Here is a 20,808-nt window from a genome sequence, read left to right on the forward strand (position 1 = left end):
CAGTGATTCTTCCGGCGTCGTGCCAATTGCATGATTGAGAAACACGACCTGTACGCCGCACGAGGAGAATTCCTCCATCAGCAGGGCTTGGTGCGCATATTTGCGCGCCAGGCGGTCTGGCGCGAGGATGTACAGCCGATCGACCGTCCCGAGCGCGGCGGCGGCGCGCAGGCGCTCCAATTGCGGCCTGACCAGCGTTGCACCGCTCACCCCGGCATCGACGAAGCACATGTCCTCCACAATCTGCGCCCCGTCGGCCTGAATTCGTTCTTTCAATGCAGCGATCTGGCTGTCTATCGTGCCGCGCTTGCTTTGCTGCTCGGATGACACTCGCGCGTAAAGCGCGACCATGGCAACGTTGCTCATCGTTTCCCTCGCTTCATCGCTTTCGCCGTTGCTGGCCTTGCATCCGATGCGCGCCTCGTGCTTCGGGCATCAATCGGACTGAGCTGGTCATAGGCCTTCTCCAGTTGTTCGCTGGAATAGCGGTTCGGCTCGAAAGCGAGACGCACTCGCCAGTGTTTGCGTCGTCCCCGTGTCATCGACTGGGCTCCCGGTTAGCGGGAGCAACGGCCTCAAGCACGAGAACCGCATTACTGGCAGGACATTCTCTGGACCACGGCGCCAGACACTCCCTCGATATGCGAAGGCCCCATCTTACCCGCGAGTTTGCTATGTTGTTGCCGGGGCTGTGATTCCGCCCTGGGGTGTACCCGCCCGCGTCTCAAACAAGGATCCCTCATCGATATATCCGGCTTCAAGCCATCTGCGCAGAACCGTCTTATCCATCGGGATGTGCATCAGAAGCCAGGAGTGACTGAAGTTGTCGAAACAGCCACGAATGTCACCCTCCAGAATCCACTCCGACGAGGTACCTCTTGCCAGAGTGATGAAGCACTGCTCGATGGCGTCGGCAGTCGAGCGCTCGGGCCGAAAGCCGTAGGAATTCGGGTCCGCCAATGATTCCGCAATGGGTTCCAGTGCGAGTTTCCATAAAGCCTGCATCGCACGGCACCGCATACATGGAATTCCTAACGGACGCTTCTTTCCATTACTCTTGGGGATGTAAACACGTCGCAATGGCATCGCGCGATAGCCTCGATGACGCAGTGACAACATCCCATTCCATCTGGCCGCCGGAGATAGCCAAATCCTGCCATCCACCCCCGGCGTTCTCTTGCCGCGATTTTCCGTCACTCGCCTGACGGCCAACATCTTGCCGTTGTGCGAGCGGGTCAGCAGACGTTGCAAGGCTTTCACCTTGCCCCATCGACCTTCCCGAACTGCCTTGGCTAATGTGGAGCTAACCGAAATGTGGAGTTCTAGTCGAAACGTTGACCATGCTAGGCGTGCTTCTAATTTGAACTCCACATAATTTGATGCCTAAATTCGACGCAACCAGTCGATGGTATCGAATTGCCTGGATTTCTTCCGAAGTGCCGGGACCTCTTCACTTAGGAAGTCGGGGAAAACCTGTGCGAGTGCCTGCCGCTTTATATCCAGGTCTGCTCTTGCGTAAAGCTTCGTCCTGACCGATATTGCGACTGGATGGACGGAATGCCTGGCCATGCCCTATCGAAGCGGTGCGTTCGTTCTCGAGCACGTCGAACAAGTTCGTCGAGCATTGCCATTTCCGCTTCGCGGTCTGGATTGCGATAACGATACGGCTTTCATGAACGAAGCTGTATTCGACTTCTGCAAAGCAACGGGTATCGAGCTGACGCGCTCGCGCGCGTACAAGAAAAACGACGAGGCGTGGGTGGAGCAAAAAAACGGATCAGTCGTGCGCCGTCTCGTCGGATATGGCCGGTTACGTGGACTCAAAGCTACGGAAACTCTTGCCTCTCTGTACGCGGTCTCGCGTCTGTACATCAACTTCTTCCAGCCTTCATTCAAGCTGAAATCGAAGACGCGTCATGGCGCAAGGGTCACGAAGCGGTATGAAGCGCCCTTGACGCCGCTTGAGCGCGTCTTGCGGTCGGCATCGGTTCCGGAGACGACCAAACGCAGACTGCGTGCGCAGTTTCGCGCGCTCGACCCGCAGGACCTCTTGAGCCGAATGCGCGAAGCTCAGCAGCACGTCGCGCAATGTGGCGAGGCCGGCACGGCGCTGGCGGACGCAAATGCACCTGGTGGTGTTCCTCTCGCGGAATTCCTGGCGAGTCTCGGGACAGCGTGGCAGGACGGCGAGGTAAGACCAACGCATCACCGAAAAGCGCACGTCTCCCACACCTGGCGCAGCCGGGAAGATCCGTTCGAGCACACGTGGCCGACAATACAGAAATGGCTTGAAAGCGAGCCCGGAATTACAGCAAGGAAACTGCATGAAAGGCTCGTCGCACTGGCACCGGCGATGTATTCCAACGCTCAGTTGCGTACGCTGCAACGCAGGGTCAAGGCATGGCGATCGAACCGTGCCAGAGAACTGGTCATCCAGATACTTGGCGACACGGACGCGATGAAGGCTGGCACCGCTACGCGGCACCAGCCTTCATCGCAAAACAATCGGAGAATGACAACTACCCGGGAGTAACATGATCCCGTGAGGCAACACGTCTCTCATCCAGATTGTCGCGCCACAAGCCGCTAAGGCCAGGTAAGCTTGAAGCGATGTTTTCTCTGTCGACGCCACTGGCAGTGGCAGCAACATCGAGCGAGTCATCGGGCGGCGAGGGCTAATCGGAGCTCCGGTGGATCGTCGACCCTGCCTGCAGGGGAGGATGTGTGTCACCGGTCTATCCGGGTCGATAAAATGATCGATGTAGTGGTCCTTTCAACGCCGTCTAAACGACCAATCGTATCGATTAACACGTCCAGCTTCTGGACAGAATGCGCTGTCACGATCGCTATCAAATCGAAAGCGCCACTGACAGAGTGCACTGTCCGAACCTCCGTTATCTCTCGCAGCTTACCCTCGACTTGAGAAGCTAGTTTGGGAAGCGCAGTGATAAGAACATGCGCCTTCACGAGCCCCTGCTCGTACTCGTCCGATAATCTGACGCTGTACCCAGCAATTACTCCTCTCCGTTCAAGCCTGTCAATTCTGCTCTGAACAGTGGTGCGCGAAAGCCCCAATTGTCGAGCAAGGTCTGCAATAGCCGCCCGGGCATCCACCTGCAACAAGCCGAGCAGTTTGTCGTCGATCGAATCAGTCATTTGCATGGCGAGTGTCCAGGTTTGATTGCGATAGCCAAGCGAGATCCAGCACGGTTGTAAAAAGAAGCTTAGAGGCCAGTTCAAAAAGCCGACTGCGCTCGTTTGAATATATTCCAGCACACGAGCGAGCAAGCGAATTTGAGGAATGCTTCGTGAATGTCGCTACGGCGATCGAAGCGAATGCGAAGCCGACGGAAATTGTGGAGCCACGAGTGAGTTCGTTCTACCACCCAGCGGAATTTCCCCAGACCACTGCCATGTTCAGTTCGACGCCGCGCGATTACTGGCCTGATGCCACGATCTCGCAAGCGCTGGCGATGTGCGTCGGAGTCGTAGCCGCGATCGCCGTAGATGACTTTTGGCTTCCGCAGTGGTCGGCCACGCGTGCCGCGGATCGGCGGGATGGCATCGACCAACGGCAGCAACTGGGTGACGTCGTTACGGTTTGCGCCGGTCAGAATCACGCTGACCGGTACCCCGTTGGCATCTACAAGGACGTGGTGCTTCGAACCAGGGCGCGCGCGATCCGTGGGGTTCGGCCCAGTTTTTCGCCCGCCCCAACGGCTCGTACCGACGATGAATCGACGGCAGCATATGAGAGGTCCAGTTGTCCGGATTCGCGCAACCTGTCGAGCAGCAATGCATGCAGCCTGTTCCAGACGCCTGCCTTCTGCCATGCGTCGAGACGACGCCAGCAGGTCGCCCCGGACCCAAACCCCAGTTCGGACGGCAAGTGGTTCCACCGTATCCCGGTGCGTAACACAAACAGGACGCCATTGAGCGCCGCCCGCTCTGACACACGGGGTCGTCCGCGGCGCTCGTTGTTTCGGCGTCTGGGTTTCGGCAGTAGCGGTTCGATCAGTGCCCACAATTCGTCGTCAATGATCGGCGCTTGCATCCCCTCGGTCTCCGTTCTCTGGACGACTGAGGTTAACATCGCGCCGCGAAAGTTAACAGACCATCAAGGTTTTTTTTGAACTGGCCTCTTAGTTGCTTGGCCCTCAGGGAATTCCCTTGGTTTTCGTCGAATCGCAAAGTTCTATCGTCCATCTGCCAAAATAAAGTTGCAACATGAATATTGGCTAGCTACGATCCGACGTGAGCTAGCCCTAACATACTCTCCAGTTTGGTGCTTGTAACGCTAACGGAGAGAGCTCATGAAGCAAATTGCTGTTGTAGGTGCGGGTAAGATCGGAGCAACTATCGCCACCATGCTGGTTGGTACGGGCGACTATCACGTAACGTTGATTGACCAGTCTGACGCAGCGTTGAGCTCGTTTGCTCGTTCTGATGCTCTGGAAACAAAGGCGCTTGATATCTCGGCGCTAGGTGCCCTGGAAGAGCAGCTTAAAGGCAAGTTCGCAGTCTTGAGTGCAGCCCCTTTCCACCTCACCACCCGGATTGCGCAGGCCGCTCGCGCAGAGAGTGTGCACTACCTGGACCTGACCGAAGACGTGGCAAGCACGCGGGCGGTGAAGGAGTTAGCAAAGGGGGCAAAAACAGCTTTCATTCCACAATGCGGGCTGGCACCCGGCTTCATCTCAATCGTCGCGTATGACATGGCGAAGCGCTTTGACACGCTTGAAAGCGTGCGGATGCGCGTCGGCGCACTGCCGCAATATCCGTCCAACTCGTTGAACTACAACCTTACGTGGAGCACCGACGGAGTCATCAACGAGTACATCGAGCCCTGCGAAGCGATCATGAACGGTCAGTTGGTCAAGGTCCCATCGCTCGAGGAGCGAGAAGAGTTTTCTCTCGACGGCGTATTGTACGAAGCCTTCAATACCTCCGGTGGCCTCGGCACCCTCTGCGAAACGCTCGAGGGCAAAGTTCGGACGCTGAATTACCGCACGATTCGTTATCCGGGTCACGCACAGATCATGAAGACGTTGCTCAATGATTTGGGGCTGCGCGATCGCCGCGACGTCTTCAAGAGTCTGCTTGAGTCCGTGGTTCCGGCTACGCTCCAAGACGTCGTAGTGATTTTCGTGACCGTCGTGGGCAAGCGGTCCGGGAAACTACTACAAGACACGTACGCCAACAAGGTTTATAGCAAGTCGGTGGGCGGGGAGGTCCGCAGCGCTATCCAGATTACGACGGCCTCCGGGATCTGCGCCGTACTGGACATGCTTGCCGACGGAAAACTGCCGAATGCGGGTTTCGTCCGCCAAGAAGACATTTCGCTTGATGCATTCCTGGCGAATCGCTTTGGAAGTGCTTATGCGATGCAGTCCCAGTTGCACCTCGAGGCCGCCTAGTCGGTCGCATTGATTGATATGAAGACGGGGGAACGAATGAGCGTCAGTAGGTCAACAAAATCACTGCGGTTCAGCGCTGACGCGCTGAAAGACATCGTTTGGTCTACCCAGGAGATTGTCGCGGACGCTCCCGGCCCCCGCCTTTGCATCATGACCGGCGTGCACGTCAATGAGGTCGCCGCGATCGAAGCAGGGTTTCGGCTAACGGACATCTTTGCGAAAGAACTGAAGCGCGGTTCGGTCTCTGTGCTCTCATTCGCCAACGTGCCCGCGGTATTCGAACGCACAGAATTCAATTGCCCGATCGACCGGAAGAACATCAACTTCTGTTTTCCCGGGACAAAGGAAGGAACGTTCAGCGAAGTTCTTGCTGATGCCATTTTGAACGAGTGGGCGTCAGATGCGGACTGTCTCATTGACTTGCACGGTGGAGACCTCCGAGAGCAAGTCTCGCAGTTCACGGTCATGCAAGAAACTGGCGATCCATCGTTCGACGCATTCAATTTAGAACTAGCGGAGGCCTTTGACCCACAGTTCGTCATGGCACTCCCCAAGCCTACCGCTGGTGCTCATGGCAGGAGCTGCACCGGACGAGCACTGAAAAGCAGGCATGCGGCTTTTGCAGAGGCGGGTGGTAATGGCGTCGTGGACGAAATAAGCGTTGCTTTCCACGTTGATGGGGTGAGACGAGTTGCTCACCTCTACGCGATGACCGATGACGCACCGCCTAAAGCAAGATTAGCGTTGGTGGCCGAGAGCTACGCTTGGATCGTGGCCAAAAAGAGCGGATGGTGCGAGTTCCACGTGCCCGTGGGCGATGCCGTCGGCGAAGGCCAAGTCCTAGCGACGATTCGGGATCTTCAGGGGACGGTTATCGACAAGCTTGTGGCGCAAACAACAGGTTTCTTACTATGGCGAGTAACACATCCTATCGTACGAGAGACGGACGCTTTGATGGGCGTTTGCTCGCATTTCCGAGATTGAAAGATCGCGAAAACCGACCGGATTTGCGAGAGAACGAGAAAAAACGTTGAGCGGTACTCGGGGCACGCCCCGCGCTAGCGCTCCCACTAGGAACCTCCTCTGTTTCACCGGTGCCAATTATGCTAAAGAAAACCACGTTTGCCCTTTGCGTCCTCGGTTCTGTTTGCCTTATGACGTCAGCTGTTACGACATTCGCTGCCTCCAAGGAACTGGTCATTACATCCGGCGGAGGCACTTGGGAGGCGGCACAGCGAAAGGCCTACTTCGACCCGTTCGAGAAGGCGACCGGTATTCATGTTGTTCTCATTCCTGAGGACCATGCGAAGCTTCTGGCGTCAGTCTCGATGGGGAAGCCTGAAGCAGATCTCACGTCGATCAATGCCGGAGAGCTGGCCGGGTTCGTCCGTCAGAACGCGCTGAGCCCGATTGATTACCAATATTTTGACAAACAGACGCTGGCAGAACTGCCAGAAAACCTGAAGAATAAGTACGGCGTCGGCGCTGTTCTTTACTCCATCGTGATGGCGTACAACACGACCGAATACCCGGCATCCAAGAAACGTCCAAAAAACTGGAGCGAATTTTACGATACAAAGACCTACCCGGGTCCTAGAGGCATGGCTAGCTGCGGCAAGATCGTTGATGGAGGGGATCTTGAATTCGCCGCACTAGCAGCAGGAGCTGATCCGAAACACTTGTATCCGATCGATATGGACAAGGCGTTTAAGAAACTTGCAGAGATAAAGCCTTCCGTTGGCAAGTGGTGGACATCGGGCGGCGAAGCCCCGCAAAGCCTTGCTAGCGACGAAGTGGCGTTGTCGACTGCTTTCAATGGCCGAGTTTTTGCAGCGAAGAAGGAGGGCGCACCCATCGACTTTACCGACAATCAGTCGCTTATCCAGTACGACTATTGGGTAGCGATGCGAAATAGCCCCAACTTCGAAAACGCGATGAAGTTTTTGGCTTTCATCTCCAAGCCGAATCCTCAGGCGGTCTTTGCGACCGAGATTGGTTACGGACCGACCAACACCAAGGCATACGACATCGTTAAGCCGGAACTTGCGAAAATCCTGCCCGGTTCGCCAAAAAGTACTGGTCAGCAGATCGTGCAAGACTATGGCTGGTGGAATTCGGCCGACTCAAGCGGCCAGACTAACTGGGATAAAGCTATTAAGCGTTGTACTGCCTTGTTGTCGCAGTGAGATTTAAGTTGTTGCTGGCTAGAACACAGAGAGGGACGCGACATGGAGACGTTGCGTCTTTCACTTAGTCTACGATACGAAGACCTGTAATGAAAGTACAAGCCGAACACTACCCGATGAGACGGCCTTCAGCCATCCGATGGTTTGCCCAATTTTGCCAAGATAACCGGTACTTACTACTGGTGACCCCGGCAGCACTTGTCTTGCTGGCGTTCTTTGTCACGCCTCTGGCGGGCTCGATCGTCGGCAGCGTGCGCGGATCCGCCTTTGATCTTTCCGGATACAAAGACGCTCTTACTGATCCGCTATATTTCAAGGTCTTCACCAGAACGATCGAGATTGCTGGCGTTGTAACGGCCTTGTGTCTGTTACTTGGTTACCCGATTGCGTACTTCATGACGACGCTATCGAAAAGGGCGCTGGGTGCCTTCAGTTTCTTCGTACTGGTGCCGCTTTTCACTCCTTTCCTTATTCGTACGTACGGTTGGATGGCGATCTTGGGTCGTGCGGGCGCCTTGAACAAACTCTTGCTATCGTTTGGCATTATATCGACGCCGCTAAAGATCACGGGGACGAGCGTCGCAGTGTACATCGGGATGGTCCATGTCCTCTTGCCGGTCGGCGTATTCGTCATGTATGCCACTATGCGTCAAGCTGACCGCATGCTTGTATCGGCGGCCGGAGTACTCGGCGCGAATCCAGTTCAGACGTTTTTGCGGGTTTACTTGCCGCTAACCACGCCGGGAATTATTTCGGCGGGGGTTCTCGTCTTCATCATGGCGTTGGGGTTCTACATCGCTCCAGTTTTGTTGGGCGGACCTGCCGACACGATGATTGCTCAGCTCATCGTAACTCAGGTGACGACCTTACTTAACCTTCAGTTTGGCTACGCCTTGTCAGTCATATTGCTGATTGCCACACTCGCGATCGTTGCGGCGTCCAATCTCGTTGTTCCGCTTGAACAGATGTGGTCGATACAAGTTACGAGCAGGAAGCCATTTCCGTTCGCAAAAAAAGACAATGCTGGACGCATTCCTCAAAAGAGATTGACGACAGTACTGGAGCGATTTTTCAATATAACGCTCGGCAGGCCACGGTGGTTGCTAAGTGCGATGCTCAGGTCGTACATCGTTCTTGCGGCCGCTTTCCTGATCATCCCGCTGGTCGTCATCTACGTTTTGTCATTCAGCTCGTCGCCGTTCCTGGTTTTTCCGCCGCCCGGATTTTCCATGAAATGGTATGTACGCTTCTTCACCGATTCGCAATGGCAAGATGCGTTGCTGATGAGCGCAAAACTCGCGTCCGCCGCAGCGACAGTATCAGTCGTCATTGGGACGGCTGCAGCGTTCGGGATCGTCCGTGGAAATTTTCGGATGAAGCGTTCCGTCTTGCTCTTCATGATCACGCCCTTACTGGTTCCTGTGATCGTGGTTGCGCTGAGTCTCTACGTAGCTATGTCAAAGATTGACATGCTGGGAACCTTCGTGGGTTTAGTAGCCGGTCACATGGTCCTCACAGTGCCTTATGCAATCATTGTGTTGATCGCCGCGGTTCGCGCAATTGATCTCAATCTCGAGTATGCAGCGGCCACCCTTGGGGCAAAAACGCCAATTATCTTGAGGAAGGTCGTACTTCCCTTGCTCGCGCCAGCGCTCGGTACGGCATGGCTGATGTGCTTCGTCACTTCCCTGGACGAACTGCTGATCGCTTTGTTTCTCCTCGGCCGTCAGACGGAAACGCTACCGATACATATGTGGAGCGACATTCGCATCCAGGTCGACCCCGTTATGAGTGCCGCGGCGAGCATCATCGTGACCGGTGTCGCGATTCTGATTTTGCTGTCACAGTTCAAGTCCAGCTCGTCCACGAAAGTGAACGTGCCCAAGGAGTAAATTATGAGCACATCGATCAGCGTTTTCAACTTAACGCGGCGGTATTCCGGAACGACCTACGCGTTGCGCGACGTGTCCCTGAAGGTCGAGGCTGGTGAATTCGTCACGCTGCTTGGGCCCTCGGGGTCCGGCAAATCGACGTTATTGAAGATTCTAGCGGGCTTCGAACAGCCTACCAGTGGGGACGTGCAGATTGGCGGCAAGTCAGTAATCGATGTTCCCTCTCATGCGCGTAACATCGGGATGGTGTTTCAGAACTACGCGCTTTTTCCGCATATGACGGTTGCTGAGAATATCGCGTTTCCTTTGACGGTGCGTGGAATCGGTAGCGAAGAAATTAAGCGCCGCGTCTTGGATGTTCTCAACGTCACCCACATGAGCAAGTATATCGACCGTTATCCCCGCGAGCTGTCCGGGGGACAACAGCAACGAGTTGCGCTCGCGCGAGCAATGATTTTCGATCCAAAGGTCATGCTCATGGACGAACCGCTCGGCGCATTGGATCGTCACCTCCGCGAGCAGCTTAAAGTAGAGATCAAAAGGATCCAACGTCAGTACAACATGACCGTCTTATTCGTCACGCACGACCAAGATGAAGCGTTGACGATGTCCGACCAGGTTGTGGTCATGCGAGACGGGAGGGTGGAGCAAAAGGCGACGCCTCACGAGTTATACGCTCTGCCCGCTAACCGTTTCATTGCCGAGTTCATCGGTGAATCGAACATTGTGCCGTGCGTTGCCAACCGCAACGAAGCACGATGGGGTGGGGTGAAACTGCCGTGCGCCAGCGCCTCAGTACAAGACGGCGAGGGTTGGCTCATGATCCGGCCGGAGTTCGTCGACATTTCATCTGATCGCCCGGCGTATGAGGGAAGCTTGAAAGGCGTGATTCAAGAATCGATTTTTCTGGGCGAAGGCACTCGACATATCGTTTCGGTAGGCGACGTTTCATTCAAGGTCAAAACGACGAATCGGCACCGGAAAACCTATCAGGCTGGGCAAGACGTGTTCCTCAGTTGGCCCGAAACGGAAGCCCGATTTTTGGAACGGTGATCGATCGAGTTCTTGGAAAACCAATCGGAATGAATCGGAATGCGAGTCGCTATCGCGACGGCGCGGACGCCGCGGAAGTTACTGCAAAGCATTGCTGTAAAAGCCAGTAATACTTACCCTATTTTTGAGCTATCCCCTGATGAGCAACGAAGATTACGTTACGTTGGCAGAACAGTTTGGCACCCCGCTTTGGGTGTACCGCGCCGAGATCATCCGAAACCGAATTGCGCAACTGCGACAGTTCGATACCATCCGTTTCGCGCAGAAAGCCTGCTCGAACCTCAGTATTTTGCGGTTGATGCGAGAGGAAGGGGTCGTGGTGGATGCGGTATCGCATGGCGAGATTGAACGAGCCCTCGCAGCCGGCTTCTTGACAGGCAGCGCGGATGAGATCGTTTTTACTGCTGATCTATTTGAGCCGGACGTTCTGTCTACGGTGGTGGAGAACAACATCACTGTGAACGTTGGCTCGCTCAACATGTTGGACCAGATCGGAACGGCCTCGAAAGGACATCGCGTCTGGTTAAGAATCAACCCCGGCTTTGGTGAGGGGCATAGCAAAAAGACGAACACGGGTGGCCCACTGAGCAAACACGGCATATGGATCGATGATTTGTCTCGAGCTGTTGATCTGGCGAAGAATCACGGCGTGAAGCTCGTGGGGCTTCATATGCATATCGGCTCAGGCGTAAACTACGACCACCTTTCCAAGGTCTGCCAAGCTATGGTCGATGTCGTGACTTCCTTGAACATCGACATAGAAGCGATCTCGGCGGGAGGCGGCCTGTCGGTGCCGTACACAGAGGGGGAGCTCCACGTAGATTGCAACCACTACTTCGGCTTATGGGACGACGCTCGCACCCGAATTGCAGAGCATCTTGGTCATGCGGTGCGGCTCGAGATTGAGCCGGGGAGATTCTTGACGGCCGAAGCTGGCGAACTCCTGGCGCAGGTGAACGGAATCAATGCGCGTCCAGAGATGAGCTTTGTTTTGCTGAACGCGGGCTTCAATGACCTCGTGCGGCCAGCCATGTATGGTAGCTATCATAAGATCACGGTGTTGAACAGTGCTGAGAATGGCGAGCGACGCGCTTCCGGGCATTTTGCCGTCGCGGGACCTTTGTGCGAATCTGGCGACGTTTTTACACAAGACTCGAGTGGCTCCGTAAAAGGCATTTCGCTTATAACCCCGAAGATGGGAGACTTCGTCGTCTTCCACGATGCCGGGGCATATGGCGCCAGCATGTCATCGAACTACAATACTCGCCCGCTTGCGGCGGAAGTGCTCATTGACGGTGACCGCACTGTCCTAATAAGACGTCGACAGACAGTCAAAGACTTGCTGCAACTGGAGCAGTTCGACTGAGCGGCTTTCCGAGCCGGTCGGGTAAAGGCGCTACGCGATATATTTTCAACAAAAAAGCAGGAAGTTAACGTTAAGGAATCCTACCGTGAGAAACAGCGTGCCGGTGAAAGGCCTTGTTGGGTTGTCTTTGCTGGGAGTGTGCGGGGTGGCTGCTGCGCAGGGCAGCGTGACGCTGTATGGTGTAATTGACGAAGGTTTTAACTACATCTCAAACTCTTCAGGTAAGAGTTCTTATAGTCTAGTGGCATCCGATGTACTCGGCAGCCGGTGGGGGATGCGTGGTAGCGAAGACCTGGGCGGCGGCATGAAGGCGGTGTTCCAGCTAGAAAGCGGATTCAACCCGAACAATGGGCGTTTCGCGCAAGGTGGAGCAGCATTTGGCCGACAAGCCTACGTGGGGCTTGCGAGCGAAACATACGGGACCGTGACGCTGGGCCGTCAATACAACGCCTCCGATGATCTGTGGTCAGGATTTACGGGCACTAGTACCATAGGCGACTTCGCATGGCATCCACTTGATAACGACAACTCGGACTGGTTCGCGCGCAGTCAGAATACCGTTAAGTATGTCTCTCCGCTCTACAAAGGATTACAAGCTGAGGCGACGTACTCCTTTAGTAACGACGTGAATTTCGCAAATAATCGACAGTATAGTGCGGCTGTAGCGTACACGCAGGGCCCGTTTTCGGCTGCAGTGATGTACGTTAAGGGAAACAATCCAAGCGCGACGTCCGGCGGTGCCCTCTCTTCGACTACATCGTTTGGCTTCGTAGGTAGCTCACAGCAGAATTTGGGCGCTGGAGTGCGCTGGACGTTCAGCAATTCAGACAGCGTCGCGTTCGCGTATTCGCATGTGGACGTCTATGCGTTGCCTGGCGGAACGCTGGGCAGCAATTCTACCGGAGTTAGTCTCAAAGGTCAGCGATCCTGGAAATTCGATAATTTTGACGTAAGCGTGCAGCACTATTTTACGCCGGCATTCTGGATTGCTGCGGCCTATGTTTTCACTACAGTAGGGGTGAATGCGAACACTTACAGCGCCGCCAACTTTCACCTCGGATCGTTGATGTTGAATTATGCGCTCAGCAAACGCACGAGCGTCTACGTCCAGGGCGCGTATCTCCACCAAAACCAAGCAGCAACGAGTATCTTTGGTACAACGGTTGCGGGCCTAGGATTTTCGACCAGCCAAAATCAAGCGCTGGCTCGCCTTGCTATGATTCATAAGTTTTAAGGTTCCTCTGCCAATATTGACGCTACGGAAGGCGATGATACAGGACATCGTTGCCTTATTTGATCGTAGCGTCCTTCATTTGGCGGACTATTCAGACGTATTAACTTTGTCTCATCAGTAGGAGCCACGAACCGATGTCACCTTTTGACGTATCAACGGGACGGCCTTTCCTAAAGATTCATGGGCTAGGAAATGACTTTATCTTGATCGACGGACGACAGGCTTCCTTTAACGCAGATGCGGCGTCGATCACGCGCATCTGTGACCGACATCTTGGGGTAGGCGGGGACCAGCTACTGGTTATCGAGTCGGCAAGTGAGTCGGACATTACCGCACGGCTACGCATCTTCAATGTCGACGGGATGGAAGCTCAGACATGCTTAAATGCGACGCGCTGCGCGGCATGGGTGCTTCTGACCGAACTTGGGGCGGGGTCCGTGACGATCGAGACGCTCGGCGGCACCATCCAGGCAATGAGCCGAAGCGACGGCCAAGTCTCGCTGAAAGTGCCGCCTCCGAGTTGGGAATGGCAAGATATTCCATTGGGGCGTCCAAACGACGGCGCTGCGTTGGCAATCGAATCCGGGCCGTTGCGATCACCTATGGCTGTAAGCATGGGCAACCCGCACGTGGTTTGTCTGGTCGATGATTTTAATAGCGTGGACATTCGAGCGTTCGCTCCAGCCATACAAGATCATCCGATGCTGCCAGAGGGTGCAAATGTCGGTGTCGCCGAACTCGTAGCAGCAGATCAGCTTAAGCTTGCCGTTTGGGAGAGGCCGGGGATCTTGACGCAGGCGTGCGGAAGCGGTGCGTGTGCTGCCGCCCTGGTTGTGCGTCGACTGAAGTTGTCCACGTCATCTTCGTTCACGGTACACATGCCCGGCGGCGATCTCGCGGTAGAAGTGCTGCCAGATGAAACAACGTTACTCACTGGCCCCGTTGAAGTGCCTTTCACGGGTCATCTTCTGATCTAGCTCGAAATCTCCTTCGATCCATGCACGGGCTTGGTCGAGTAGCCATGCCCGGAATCGAGCTAGCGAAGTGCTATGGCTGAGTTCAGTAGGGTAAACAAGATAGTATGCGGCGTCTACGCGCGTTGCGGCATCGAAGGGAACGATCAACCCAAGTTTGTCCAGCTGGTCATTGACGAAAAATTTCGGTACGAGGGCAATTCCCAAGCTGGCCGCTGCCGCGCTGAAAAGCATAGTATGCAATTCATAACGCACGCCTTGCATGGTCGTAGGGTCTTCGACACCGAGATCCGCAAACCACCGGGCCCAGCCGTCGGGGCGCGTAGTCGAATGTAATAGGGGATATGCCAACAATTCATGGGCATGTTGTATCGGCTTTCGCATCAGAGACGGCGCGCAAACGGGCACCACGTCTTCACCGAAGAGAAAATCGGACGACGTATTCGGCCAGGTTGGCTTTCCGTAGTGAATCGCCGCTTCGAAGTGCGATTCCTCAAACGAAAAGGCGTCGGTGCGTACGCCCATATTTACCCGGACATCAGGCGTGCGCTCATAGAAGTCTTTCATGCGTGGAATAAGCCACTGCGATGCAAACGTCGGCAGCACCGCAAGCTCGAGGTATCCGCCACCGCTGCCATGAGCAATGATCGACAAGGTGTCTCGGTCAAGCTGCTCCAGCGAACGACGAACCTGGGTTCCATAGATACGTCCGGCCCGTGTCAGTACGACGCGCTGTTTCGCGCGCGCAAAGAGACGTACACCGAGGCTGTCCTCCAATGTGGCGACCTGTCGCGACACTGCGCTTTCCGTCAAAAAAAGCTCTTTGGCCGCGTGTGTAAAGCTCTCATGGCGAGCAGCCGCTTCAAAGGCAAACAGCGCTCCGATACTAGGTACTTTGAACTTTCGCATCTTGCCTCCATCAGCATGCTGCTCTCGCCGCTCCGGCGGCCGTCCCGGCGTTAATTACAAAAACGCATCAAGTTACAATGTATTCTCGCTTTACGAAGTAATCAACTGAAAAGAATAATGCTGTGTATGCAAGACAGTCACTTTCACTGCTTTTTCCGCGAGAACACATGATGCGTAATCCCAACATCGAACGTTTACTTGTTGATTTGCTTGGACGCGAGAAGACCGACGCTGTTTTTTCGATGCTGACGGTCCCATCGATTTTCTCTGACTGGGAGACGGATGCTGTTACCCGAGCCGAACTGGCTCAGGCGATGAACATGGCTTTGTTTGAAGGCTTACTGCAACGCTCGCCCAATGGCCGTGTTTATACCGACGAGATCGTTGAGAAGGGAGGCTCGGTCTTCTTTGATCATGGCGCACTGCGTACGGTACGCTGGCCGCACAATGGCGCGCTGCCGCCTGGGGAAGCGGCGTTCACTCGCATCTTGCGTCCACTAGGATTCGGTCTTAGCGGGCGGTACCCGCTCGACAAACTTCGTATGATTGGCCGTACATATGCGCACGAGGACGCGCCTGATGAAATAGCGCAATTTTTTGTAAGTGAACTTTATCCGGAGCGTTTCTCCGAGGAGTTCCAGCAGTGCGTGACTAACGTACTTCAGACCTCGAGAGACCCACTCACACCGCGCGCGGTTTCTCTGCTGTGGGAACTAGAGCGTGACGGTTTGCTACCGTTTGAAACAGCACGGGAATTGTTACCCATCATTGTCGGCGCATTTGGACGTCAGCATGATGTCCCGCGCGAGTCAGATTATGAAACGCTGCTGCTCGAATCTGCGGAAATGGCGTGGATTGCGACCGAAGGCAATGCGTTCAATCACGCGACCGATCGCGTTGCGGATGTGTTCGCGCTCGCGGATGCTGAAAAAGCCAAGGGCCGTCCGATGAAACCGGAAGTCGAGCGCTCACGGTCGAATCGCGTTTTTCAGACGGCATATCGCGCAGATACGGTCGAACGCGAATTCCGCGCCTCCGATGGTCGGTGCATAACACGCGAGGTGCCCGGCTCGTTTTACGAGTTCATCACACGCAAGCGCGAGTTTGACACTACGACGGGCCAATGGAAAACCGATCTGCGTTTCGACGCCGGTAATGCTCAGGGCATCTTTAAGATGACGTCGACCCCGAATGCAGCAAAGTGAATCATCGAAGACATAAACGAGGCAAGCAGTGAAGCCAGCCACGCCGTTCGAAGCCAGCCAAGCGCTTCTCCAATCGCTCGAGGCGGATTTGAAAGCTGCGCTGCGGGGGGAAATTCGGTTTGATGCGGGATCAAAGGCGCTCTATGCGTCTGACGCATCGAACTATCGACAAGTGCCGCTCGGTGTGGTCCTGCCCGCCGACGTTGATGATCTTGCGACAGCGCTAGAGGTTTGCAAGAAACATGGCGCGCCCTTTCTGACGCGTGGCGGAGGCACGTCGCAGAGTGGCCAATGTGTGAACGTAGCCGTAGTAGCGGACGCGAGCAAGTACGTGAATCGTGTCCTGTCGATCGATCCCCACACCCGCACGGCACTTGTTGAGCCCGGTGTGATCTGCGACACCCTGCGTGATGCAGCCAACGCTCATGGCCTTACCTTCGGCCCCGATCCCGCGACGCACAGTCGCTGCACGCTTGGCGGGATGATTGCAAACAATTCGTGTGGCGCGCACTCGGTGATGGCAGGGAAAACCGTTGAAAACACCGAGGCGCTGGAGATCATCACCTATGATGGCGCTCGTTTTTGGGTTGGCTCGACTAGCGATGAAGAGCTTTCGGACATCATCGCACAAGGTGGGCGGCGTGGCGAAATCTATCGAGGTCTGCGTGACCTTCGCGACCGTTACGCCGATGCGATTCGCGCCCAATTCCCGAACATTCGTCGGCGCGTGTCCGGATTTAATCTTGATCAGCTGCTGCCAGAGAATGGTTTCAACGTAGCGCGTGCGCTTGTCGGAACCGAAGGAACATGCGCGGTTACGCTTCGCGCGAAAATGCGTCTTGTGCATAGTCCTGCACATCGCGTACTCCTAATTGTGGGTTTTGCGGACATCTACACGGCCGCCGATGCGGTGCCGCATTTCGAGCGCTTCGGTCCTATCGCGATTGAAGGACTCGACCGGAACATTGTGCGCGGACTGCAATCGCGCAATCTGAAGGCGGATGAAATTGCGATGCTGCCGCGAGGCGATGCATGGGTCGTGCTCGAATTTGGCGCCGATACCGTGGAAGAGGCGCTCGAACAAGCTGAAACAGCGCACGCTTATTTCAGTACGGGTAAGGCAGGCATCGATGTTTCGAGTGTCGTGATCCAGCAGAAGATCGATCAGCAGCGCATATGGTCCATTCGTGAAACCGGAGCGTCAGCGGTGGCGTTGTCGATCGATCCGTCGCGACCCGATCCGGTGGTCGGCTGGGAAGACGCGGCAGTCGATCCATTACGTCTTGGCGACTACCTACGATCTTTTCAGGCGCTTGTTGATCGATACGGATACGAGACCAGTCTGTACGGTCACTTCGGTGATGGATGCGTGCACGCGCGTATCACGTTTGATTTACAGAATGCACAGGGCGTATGCACTTGGCGAGATTTTTTGCGGGAGGCAGCCCAACTGGTAGTGGCCTTCGGCGGTTCGCTATCGGGAGAACATGGCGGCGGTCAAGCGAAAGCGGAGTTTCTCCCGGTGATGTTCAGTCCCGAACTGATCCGCGCGATGGAGGAATTCAAGGCCATTTGGGATCCGGCAAATCGCCTTAACCCGGGCAAGGTCGTGCATCCGTACCGGGCCGATGAGAACCTCCGAATGGGACCCGCATATAAGCCAGTCACGCTGACCACGAAGTTCACGTTCGCGAGCCGGGAGGGCGATGGTCTTCAACGCGCGGTTGAACGCTGCATCGGCATGGGCAAGTGCCGATCGCTCGACGGCGCGACGATGTGTCCAAGCTTCCGCGCCACGCGTGAAGAACGGCAATCTACGCGGGGCCGTGCCCATCTCTTCTGGGAAATGATGCAGGGCGACGTCATTAAAGACGGTTGGAAGAGCCGGGAGGTCAAGGAAGCGCTGGATACGTGCCTCGCATGCAAGGGCTGCAAGTCCGATTGCCCGACGCATACAGACATGGCTTCATACAAGGCCGAGTTCATGTCGCAGTTCTACGAACATCACAAACGGCCGAGGCAAGCGTTTTTTTGGGGACATATCGGCAGGTGGGCGCCGATCGCAAGCCGCTTTTCTTCACTAACCAATCTACTGACCACCGCGCTGGTCTTGGGCTCGGTCAGCAAATGGGTGGCGGGTGTCGCAGACAGGCGTCGTTTGCCCGTGTTCGCAAAGCAAACCTATCGTGCAAGCGCGCTGGTGCAAAGCAACGCGCCTAGGCATGGCAATAAGGTCATACTCTGGGTCGATACCTTCAACGATCACTTTACGCCCGAAGTCGCCGACGCCGCCTCCAAAGTGCTCGATGCGTTGGGCTTCACCGTCGTGCTGCCGAAGAGGCGCTTGTGCTGCGGCCGTCCTCTTTACGATTACGGTCTGCTAGACGAAGCACGCGCGCTCTTGCGGCAGGCGGTGAGCGAACTGTCAGAGGACATTCGTGCGGGTGTGCCGGTCGTCGGGTTAGAGCCAGGATGTCTTTCCGTCTTTAAGGATGAACTGCTTAAGCAACTGCCCAATGACACGCTCTCGAGACGTCTATCCGAGCAGACGTTTCTTTTCTCGGATTTCGTGGAGAGCGCGGACTTCGATTGGCCACAGCTCGATGCCGAAGTACTCGTCCACGGACATTGCCATCAGAAAACGCTGTTTGGTATGAAGGGCGAAACTGCGCTGCTCGACAAGCTGGGCGTACGCTGGAAACTCGCGGACACCGGCTGTTGTGGCATGGCGGGATCGTTCGGCTTCAACGTAGAGCACTATGACCTGTCAATGGATATTGCGGAGCAAAAGTTACTCCCGCTCGTTCGCGCTGCCGGATCAGAGACGCTCACTATCACGAACGGCTTCAGTTGCCGCGAGCAGATCGAACACGGCGCGAACCGGCGCCCGTTGCACATCGCGCAGCTTGCCATGCGTGCTCTTGAAGCCGGTACACCGCATCGGAACGCGCATGTGGAGAGCGCCGCGCTTGATGCGTGATTCGCATCACGTGTTGAAACTTATTCGTTTGAAATATGAAATTTGGGTTCGCACAATAGGCGAGCACTCAAGGAGCTAGTATGAAAGCATCGACTATCCTGGTTGAACTGGGCATCTCGCATCTGGCCGAAGCCGGGGACATCGCAGTTTATTCGCCTATCGATGGCGCGTTGATCGGCCGTGTTGCGAGTCAGTCCGCCGCCGACGTGGAGCAAGCACTCAGCGAAGCGCAGTCCGCCTACACGGCTTGGCGCAACGTGCCCGCGCCGCGCCGCGGCGAACTCGTGCGCATTCTCGGAAATAAACTACGAGAAAATAAGCGCGCGCTCGGTAGCATCATTACCCTGGAAACGGGCAAGATTCTGCAGGAGGGTATGGGTGAAGTGCAGGAAATGATTGACATCTGCGACTTCGCTGTCGGTCTCTCTCGACAACTCTACGGCCTCACTATCGCGTCTGAGCGTCCTGGTCATCGCATGGCCGAGAGCTGGCATCCGGTCGGCGTATGCACGGTGATCTCCGCGTTCAACTTCCCGGCGGCTGTTTGGTCGTGGAACGCAGCGCTTGCGCTCGTGTGCGGCAACGCGGTGCTGTGGAAACCGTCGGAAAAGACACCGCTGACCGCACTCGCCGTCGACCGCATTATGCAAGACGCGATCAAGGATTTCGGCGACGCCCCGCGAGCGCTGACATGCCTCATCAACGGTGGACGCGACATCGGCGCGCGGCTCGTGAGCGATGCGCGATCCAATATCGTTAGCGCTACCGGCAGCACAGAAATGGGCCGCACAGTGGGCGTCGAAGTGGCGCGTCGATTCGGTCGTTCGATTCTCGAACTCGGCGGCAACAACGCGGGTATCGTGTCCAATACGGCCGACCTGGAACTGGCACTGCGCGGCATCCTCTTCTCGGCGGTTGGCACGGCGGGCCAGCGTTGCACGACGCTCCGTCGCTTGTTCGTACACGAAAGCATCTACGACGAAGCGGTCGCCCGGCTCAAGACACTGTACTCGAAAGTCAAAATCGGCGATCCGCTGGAGGAAGGTACGTTGATGGGTCCGCTGATCGATGGAGCGTCGTTCGAGCGCATGCAGGCCGCGCTCGCGCAGGCTAAGCAGGAAGGGGGCACCGTGACTGGGGGCGAGCGATACACTGTTGAAGGCAGGGAGAACGCGCATTATGTGAGACCCGCTATCGTCGAAATGCCAAGACAAACGTCGGTCGTCTTGAAGGAAACCTTCGCGCCAATTCTCTACGTGCTGAAATACGGTAGTTTCGGTGAGGCGATTGAAGCGAACAACGCAGCCGTACACGGACTGTCCTCATGTGCTTTTACCACCGATCTTCGCGAGGCCGAGCGTTTTCTGTCGGCGTCGGGGAGCGATTGCGGGATTGCGAACGTGAACATCGGGCCGAGCGGCGCTGAAATCGGCGGCGCCTTCGGTGGTGAGAAGGAAACAGGCGGCGGACGCGAATCTGGTTCGGACGCGTGGAAGGCTTATATGCGCCGAGCGACTAACACGGTCAACTATTCGTCGGCACTGCCGCTCGCGCAGGGCATTGACTTTTCGATCGAGTAAAGTAACTACCGC

General features: G+C 55.9%; 16 protein-coding genes and 1 pseudogene. 12 read left to right on the forward strand and 5 right to left on the reverse strand.

What is annotated here, in order from left to right:
• Together AB4Y42_RS40380 and AB4Y42_RS40385 are read right to left on the reverse strand one after the other, a co-directional pair.
• Nucleotides 1-366, reverse strand: a 366-nt coding sequence (locus AB4Y42_RS40380) for a recombinase family protein (protein WP_368697420.1), incomplete at its 3' end; no start/stop codon positions are given.
• 318 nt (nt 367-684) lie between these two features.
• Nucleotides 685-1,371: pseudogene (locus tag AB4Y42_RS40385) on the reverse strand (reverse transcriptase N-terminal domain-containing protein); the annotation flags it as partial.
• 196 nt (nt 1,372-1,567) lie between these two features.
• On the opposite strand from AB4Y42_RS40385, the gene AB4Y42_RS40390 reads away from it, so the two are divergent.
• Complete coding sequence (locus tag AB4Y42_RS40390) at nt 1,568-2,533, forward strand: hypothetical protein (RefSeq protein WP_368697421.1); 966 nt, start codon at nt 1,568-1,570, stop codon at nt 2,531-2,533.
• 194 nt (nt 2,534-2,727) lie between these two features.
• Here AB4Y42_RS40390 and AB4Y42_RS40395 read toward each other — a convergent pair whose 3' ends face one another.
• On the reverse strand, nt 2,728-3,162 hold the full coding sequence (locus tag AB4Y42_RS40395; RefSeq protein WP_368697422.1) for an Lrp/AsnC family transcriptional regulator: 435 nt from the start codon (nt 3,160-3,162) through the stop codon (nt 2,728-2,730).
• Between the two features lie 74 nt (nt 3,163-3,236).
• A protein-coding gene (locus tag AB4Y42_RS40400; protein ID WP_342920137.1) for an IS5 family transposase occupies nt 3,237-4,054 on the reverse strand; the annotation gives its coding sequence in 2 pieces (ribosomal slippage) (nt 3,237-3,706 and nt 3,706-4,054; 819 coding nt in all).
• 259 nt (nt 4,055-4,313) lie between these two features.
• Between AB4Y42_RS40400 and AB4Y42_RS40405 the strand changes: the two genes are divergently transcribed.
• From AB4Y42_RS40405 to dapF, 8 genes are all read left to right on the forward strand, one after another.
• Nucleotides 4,314-5,417: a saccharopine dehydrogenase C-terminal domain-containing protein gene (locus AB4Y42_RS40405; protein WP_368697423.1), complete on the forward strand. Its 1,104-nt coding sequence runs from the start codon at nt 4,314-4,316 to the stop codon at nt 5,415-5,417.
• Between the two features lie 36 nt (nt 5,418-5,453).
• Nucleotides 5,454-6,401 carry a succinylglutamate desuccinylase/aspartoacylase family protein gene (locus AB4Y42_RS40410; RefSeq protein WP_368697424.1) on the forward strand — a complete coding sequence of 316 codons (948 nt, stop codon included), beginning with the start codon at nt 5,454-5,456 and terminating at the stop codon, nt 6,399-6,401.
• Between the two features lie 119 nt (nt 6,402-6,520).
• The gene (locus tag AB4Y42_RS40415; protein ID WP_368697425.1) at nt 6,521-7,603 is read left to right on the forward strand and encodes an ABC transporter substrate-binding protein; all 1,083 of its coding nucleotides are present in this window, start codon (nt 6,521-6,523) and stop codon (nt 7,601-7,603) included.
• Nucleotides 7,604-7,692: 89 nt separating this feature from the next.
• Nucleotides 7,693-9,495 carry an ABC transporter permease subunit gene (locus AB4Y42_RS40420; protein WP_368697426.1) on the forward strand — a complete coding sequence of 601 codons (1,803 nt, stop codon included), beginning with the start codon at nt 7,693-7,695 and terminating at the stop codon, nt 9,493-9,495.
• A 3-nt stretch (nt 9,496-9,498) separates the two neighbouring features.
• A complete protein-coding gene (locus AB4Y42_RS40425) occupies nt 9,499-10,548 on the forward strand; it encodes an ABC transporter ATP-binding protein (RefSeq protein ID WP_368697427.1) in 1,050 nt (349 codons plus the stop codon).
• A gap of 139 nt (nt 10,549-10,687) precedes the next feature.
• Nucleotides 10,688-11,914 carry a diaminopimelate decarboxylase gene (gene lysA / locus AB4Y42_RS40430; RefSeq protein WP_368697428.1) on the forward strand — a complete coding sequence of 409 codons (1,227 nt, stop codon included), beginning with the start codon at nt 10,688-10,690 and terminating at the stop codon, nt 11,912-11,914.
• Nucleotides 11,915-11,999: 85 nt separating this feature from the next.
• The gene (locus AB4Y42_RS40435; RefSeq protein WP_368697429.1) at nt 12,000-13,148 is read left to right on the forward strand and encodes a porin; all 1,149 of its coding nucleotides are present in this window, start codon (nt 12,000-12,002) and stop codon (nt 13,146-13,148) included.
• Nucleotides 13,149-13,282: 134 nt separating this feature from the next.
• Nucleotides 13,283-14,125 carry a diaminopimelate epimerase gene (dapF, locus tag AB4Y42_RS40440; RefSeq protein WP_368697430.1) on the forward strand — a complete coding sequence of 281 codons (843 nt, stop codon included), beginning with the start codon at nt 13,283-13,285 and terminating at the stop codon, nt 14,123-14,125.
• Here the strand turns inward: dapF and AB4Y42_RS40445 are convergent.
• Nucleotides 14,075-15,031, reverse strand: coding sequence for a LysR substrate-binding domain-containing protein (locus tag AB4Y42_RS40445; RefSeq protein ID WP_368697431.1), 957 nt, complete (start codon nt 15,029-15,031; stop codon nt 14,075-14,077). The two genes, dapF and AB4Y42_RS40445, sit on opposite strands and share 51 nt — an antisense overlap.
• 170 nt (nt 15,032-15,201) lie before the next feature.
• Between AB4Y42_RS40445 and AB4Y42_RS40450 the strand changes: the two genes are divergently transcribed.
• The 3 genes from AB4Y42_RS40450 (at nt 15,202) to AB4Y42_RS40460 (ending at nt 20,796) form a co-directional block, all read left to right on the forward strand.
• A complete protein-coding gene (locus AB4Y42_RS40450; RefSeq protein ID WP_368697444.1) occupies nt 15,202-16,236 on the forward strand; it encodes a DUF1338 domain-containing protein in 1,035 nt (344 codons plus the stop codon).
• A 28-nt stretch (nt 16,237-16,264) separates the two neighbouring features.
• Entirely contained in the window at nt 16,265-19,216 is a 2,952-nt protein-coding gene (locus AB4Y42_RS40455; RefSeq protein ID WP_368697432.1) for an FAD-binding and (Fe-S)-binding domain-containing protein, read from the forward strand.
• Between the two features lie 80 nt (nt 19,217-19,296).
• Entirely contained in the window at nt 19,297-20,796 is a 1,500-nt protein-coding gene (locus AB4Y42_RS40460; protein WP_368697433.1) for an aldehyde dehydrogenase family protein, read from the forward strand.
• The last annotated feature ends 12 nt before the right edge of the window (nt 20,797-20,808 follow it).

Origin of the sequence: Paraburkholderia sp. EG286B (genome assembly GCF_040965655.1) — a bacterium.
Taxonomy (GTDB): Bacteria; Pseudomonadota; Gammaproteobacteria; order Burkholderiales; family Burkholderiaceae; genus Paraburkholderia.

Bases quoted from the DNA above. Each gene is read 5' to 3' on its own strand.
- AB4Y42_RS40390 (WP_368697421.1), top strand. From the start codon at position 1,568: ATGCCCTATCGAAGCGGTGCGTTCGTTCTCGAGCACGTCGAACAAGTT.
- AB4Y42_RS40395 (WP_368697422.1), bottom strand. From the start codon at position 3,162: ATGCAAATGACTGATTCGATCGACGACAAACTGCTCGGCTTGTTGCAG.
- AB4Y42_RS40405 (WP_368697423.1), top strand. From the start codon at position 4,314: ATGAAGCAAATTGCTGTTGTAGGTGCGGGTAAGATCGGAGCAACTATC.
- AB4Y42_RS40410 (WP_368697424.1), top strand. From the start codon at position 5,454: ATGAGCGTCAGTAGGTCAACAAAATCACTGCGGTTCAGCGCTGACGCG.
- AB4Y42_RS40415 (WP_368697425.1), top strand. From the start codon at position 6,521: ATGCTAAAGAAAACCACGTTTGCCCTTTGCGTCCTCGGTTCTGTTTGC.
- AB4Y42_RS40420 (WP_368697426.1), top strand. From the start codon at position 7,693: ATGAAAGTACAAGCCGAACACTACCCGATGAGACGGCCTTCAGCCATC.
- AB4Y42_RS40425 (WP_368697427.1), top strand. From the start codon at position 9,499: ATGAGCACATCGATCAGCGTTTTCAACTTAACGCGGCGGTATTCCGGA.
- lysA (WP_368697428.1), top strand. From the start codon at position 10,688: ATGAGCAACGAAGATTACGTTACGTTGGCAGAACAGTTTGGCACCCCG.
- dapF (WP_368697430.1), top strand. From the start codon at position 13,283: ATGTCACCTTTTGACGTATCAACGGGACGGCCTTTCCTAAAGATTCAT.
- AB4Y42_RS40445 (WP_368697431.1), bottom strand. From the start codon at position 15,031: ATGCGAAAGTTCAAAGTACCTAGTATCGGAGCGCTGTTTGCCTTTGAA.
- AB4Y42_RS40450 (WP_368697444.1), top strand. From the start codon at position 15,202: ATGCGTAATCCCAACATCGAACGTTTACTTGTTGATTTGCTTGGACGC.
- AB4Y42_RS40460 (WP_368697433.1), top strand. From the start codon at position 19,297: ATGAAAGCATCGACTATCCTGGTTGAACTGGGCATCTCGCATCTGGCC.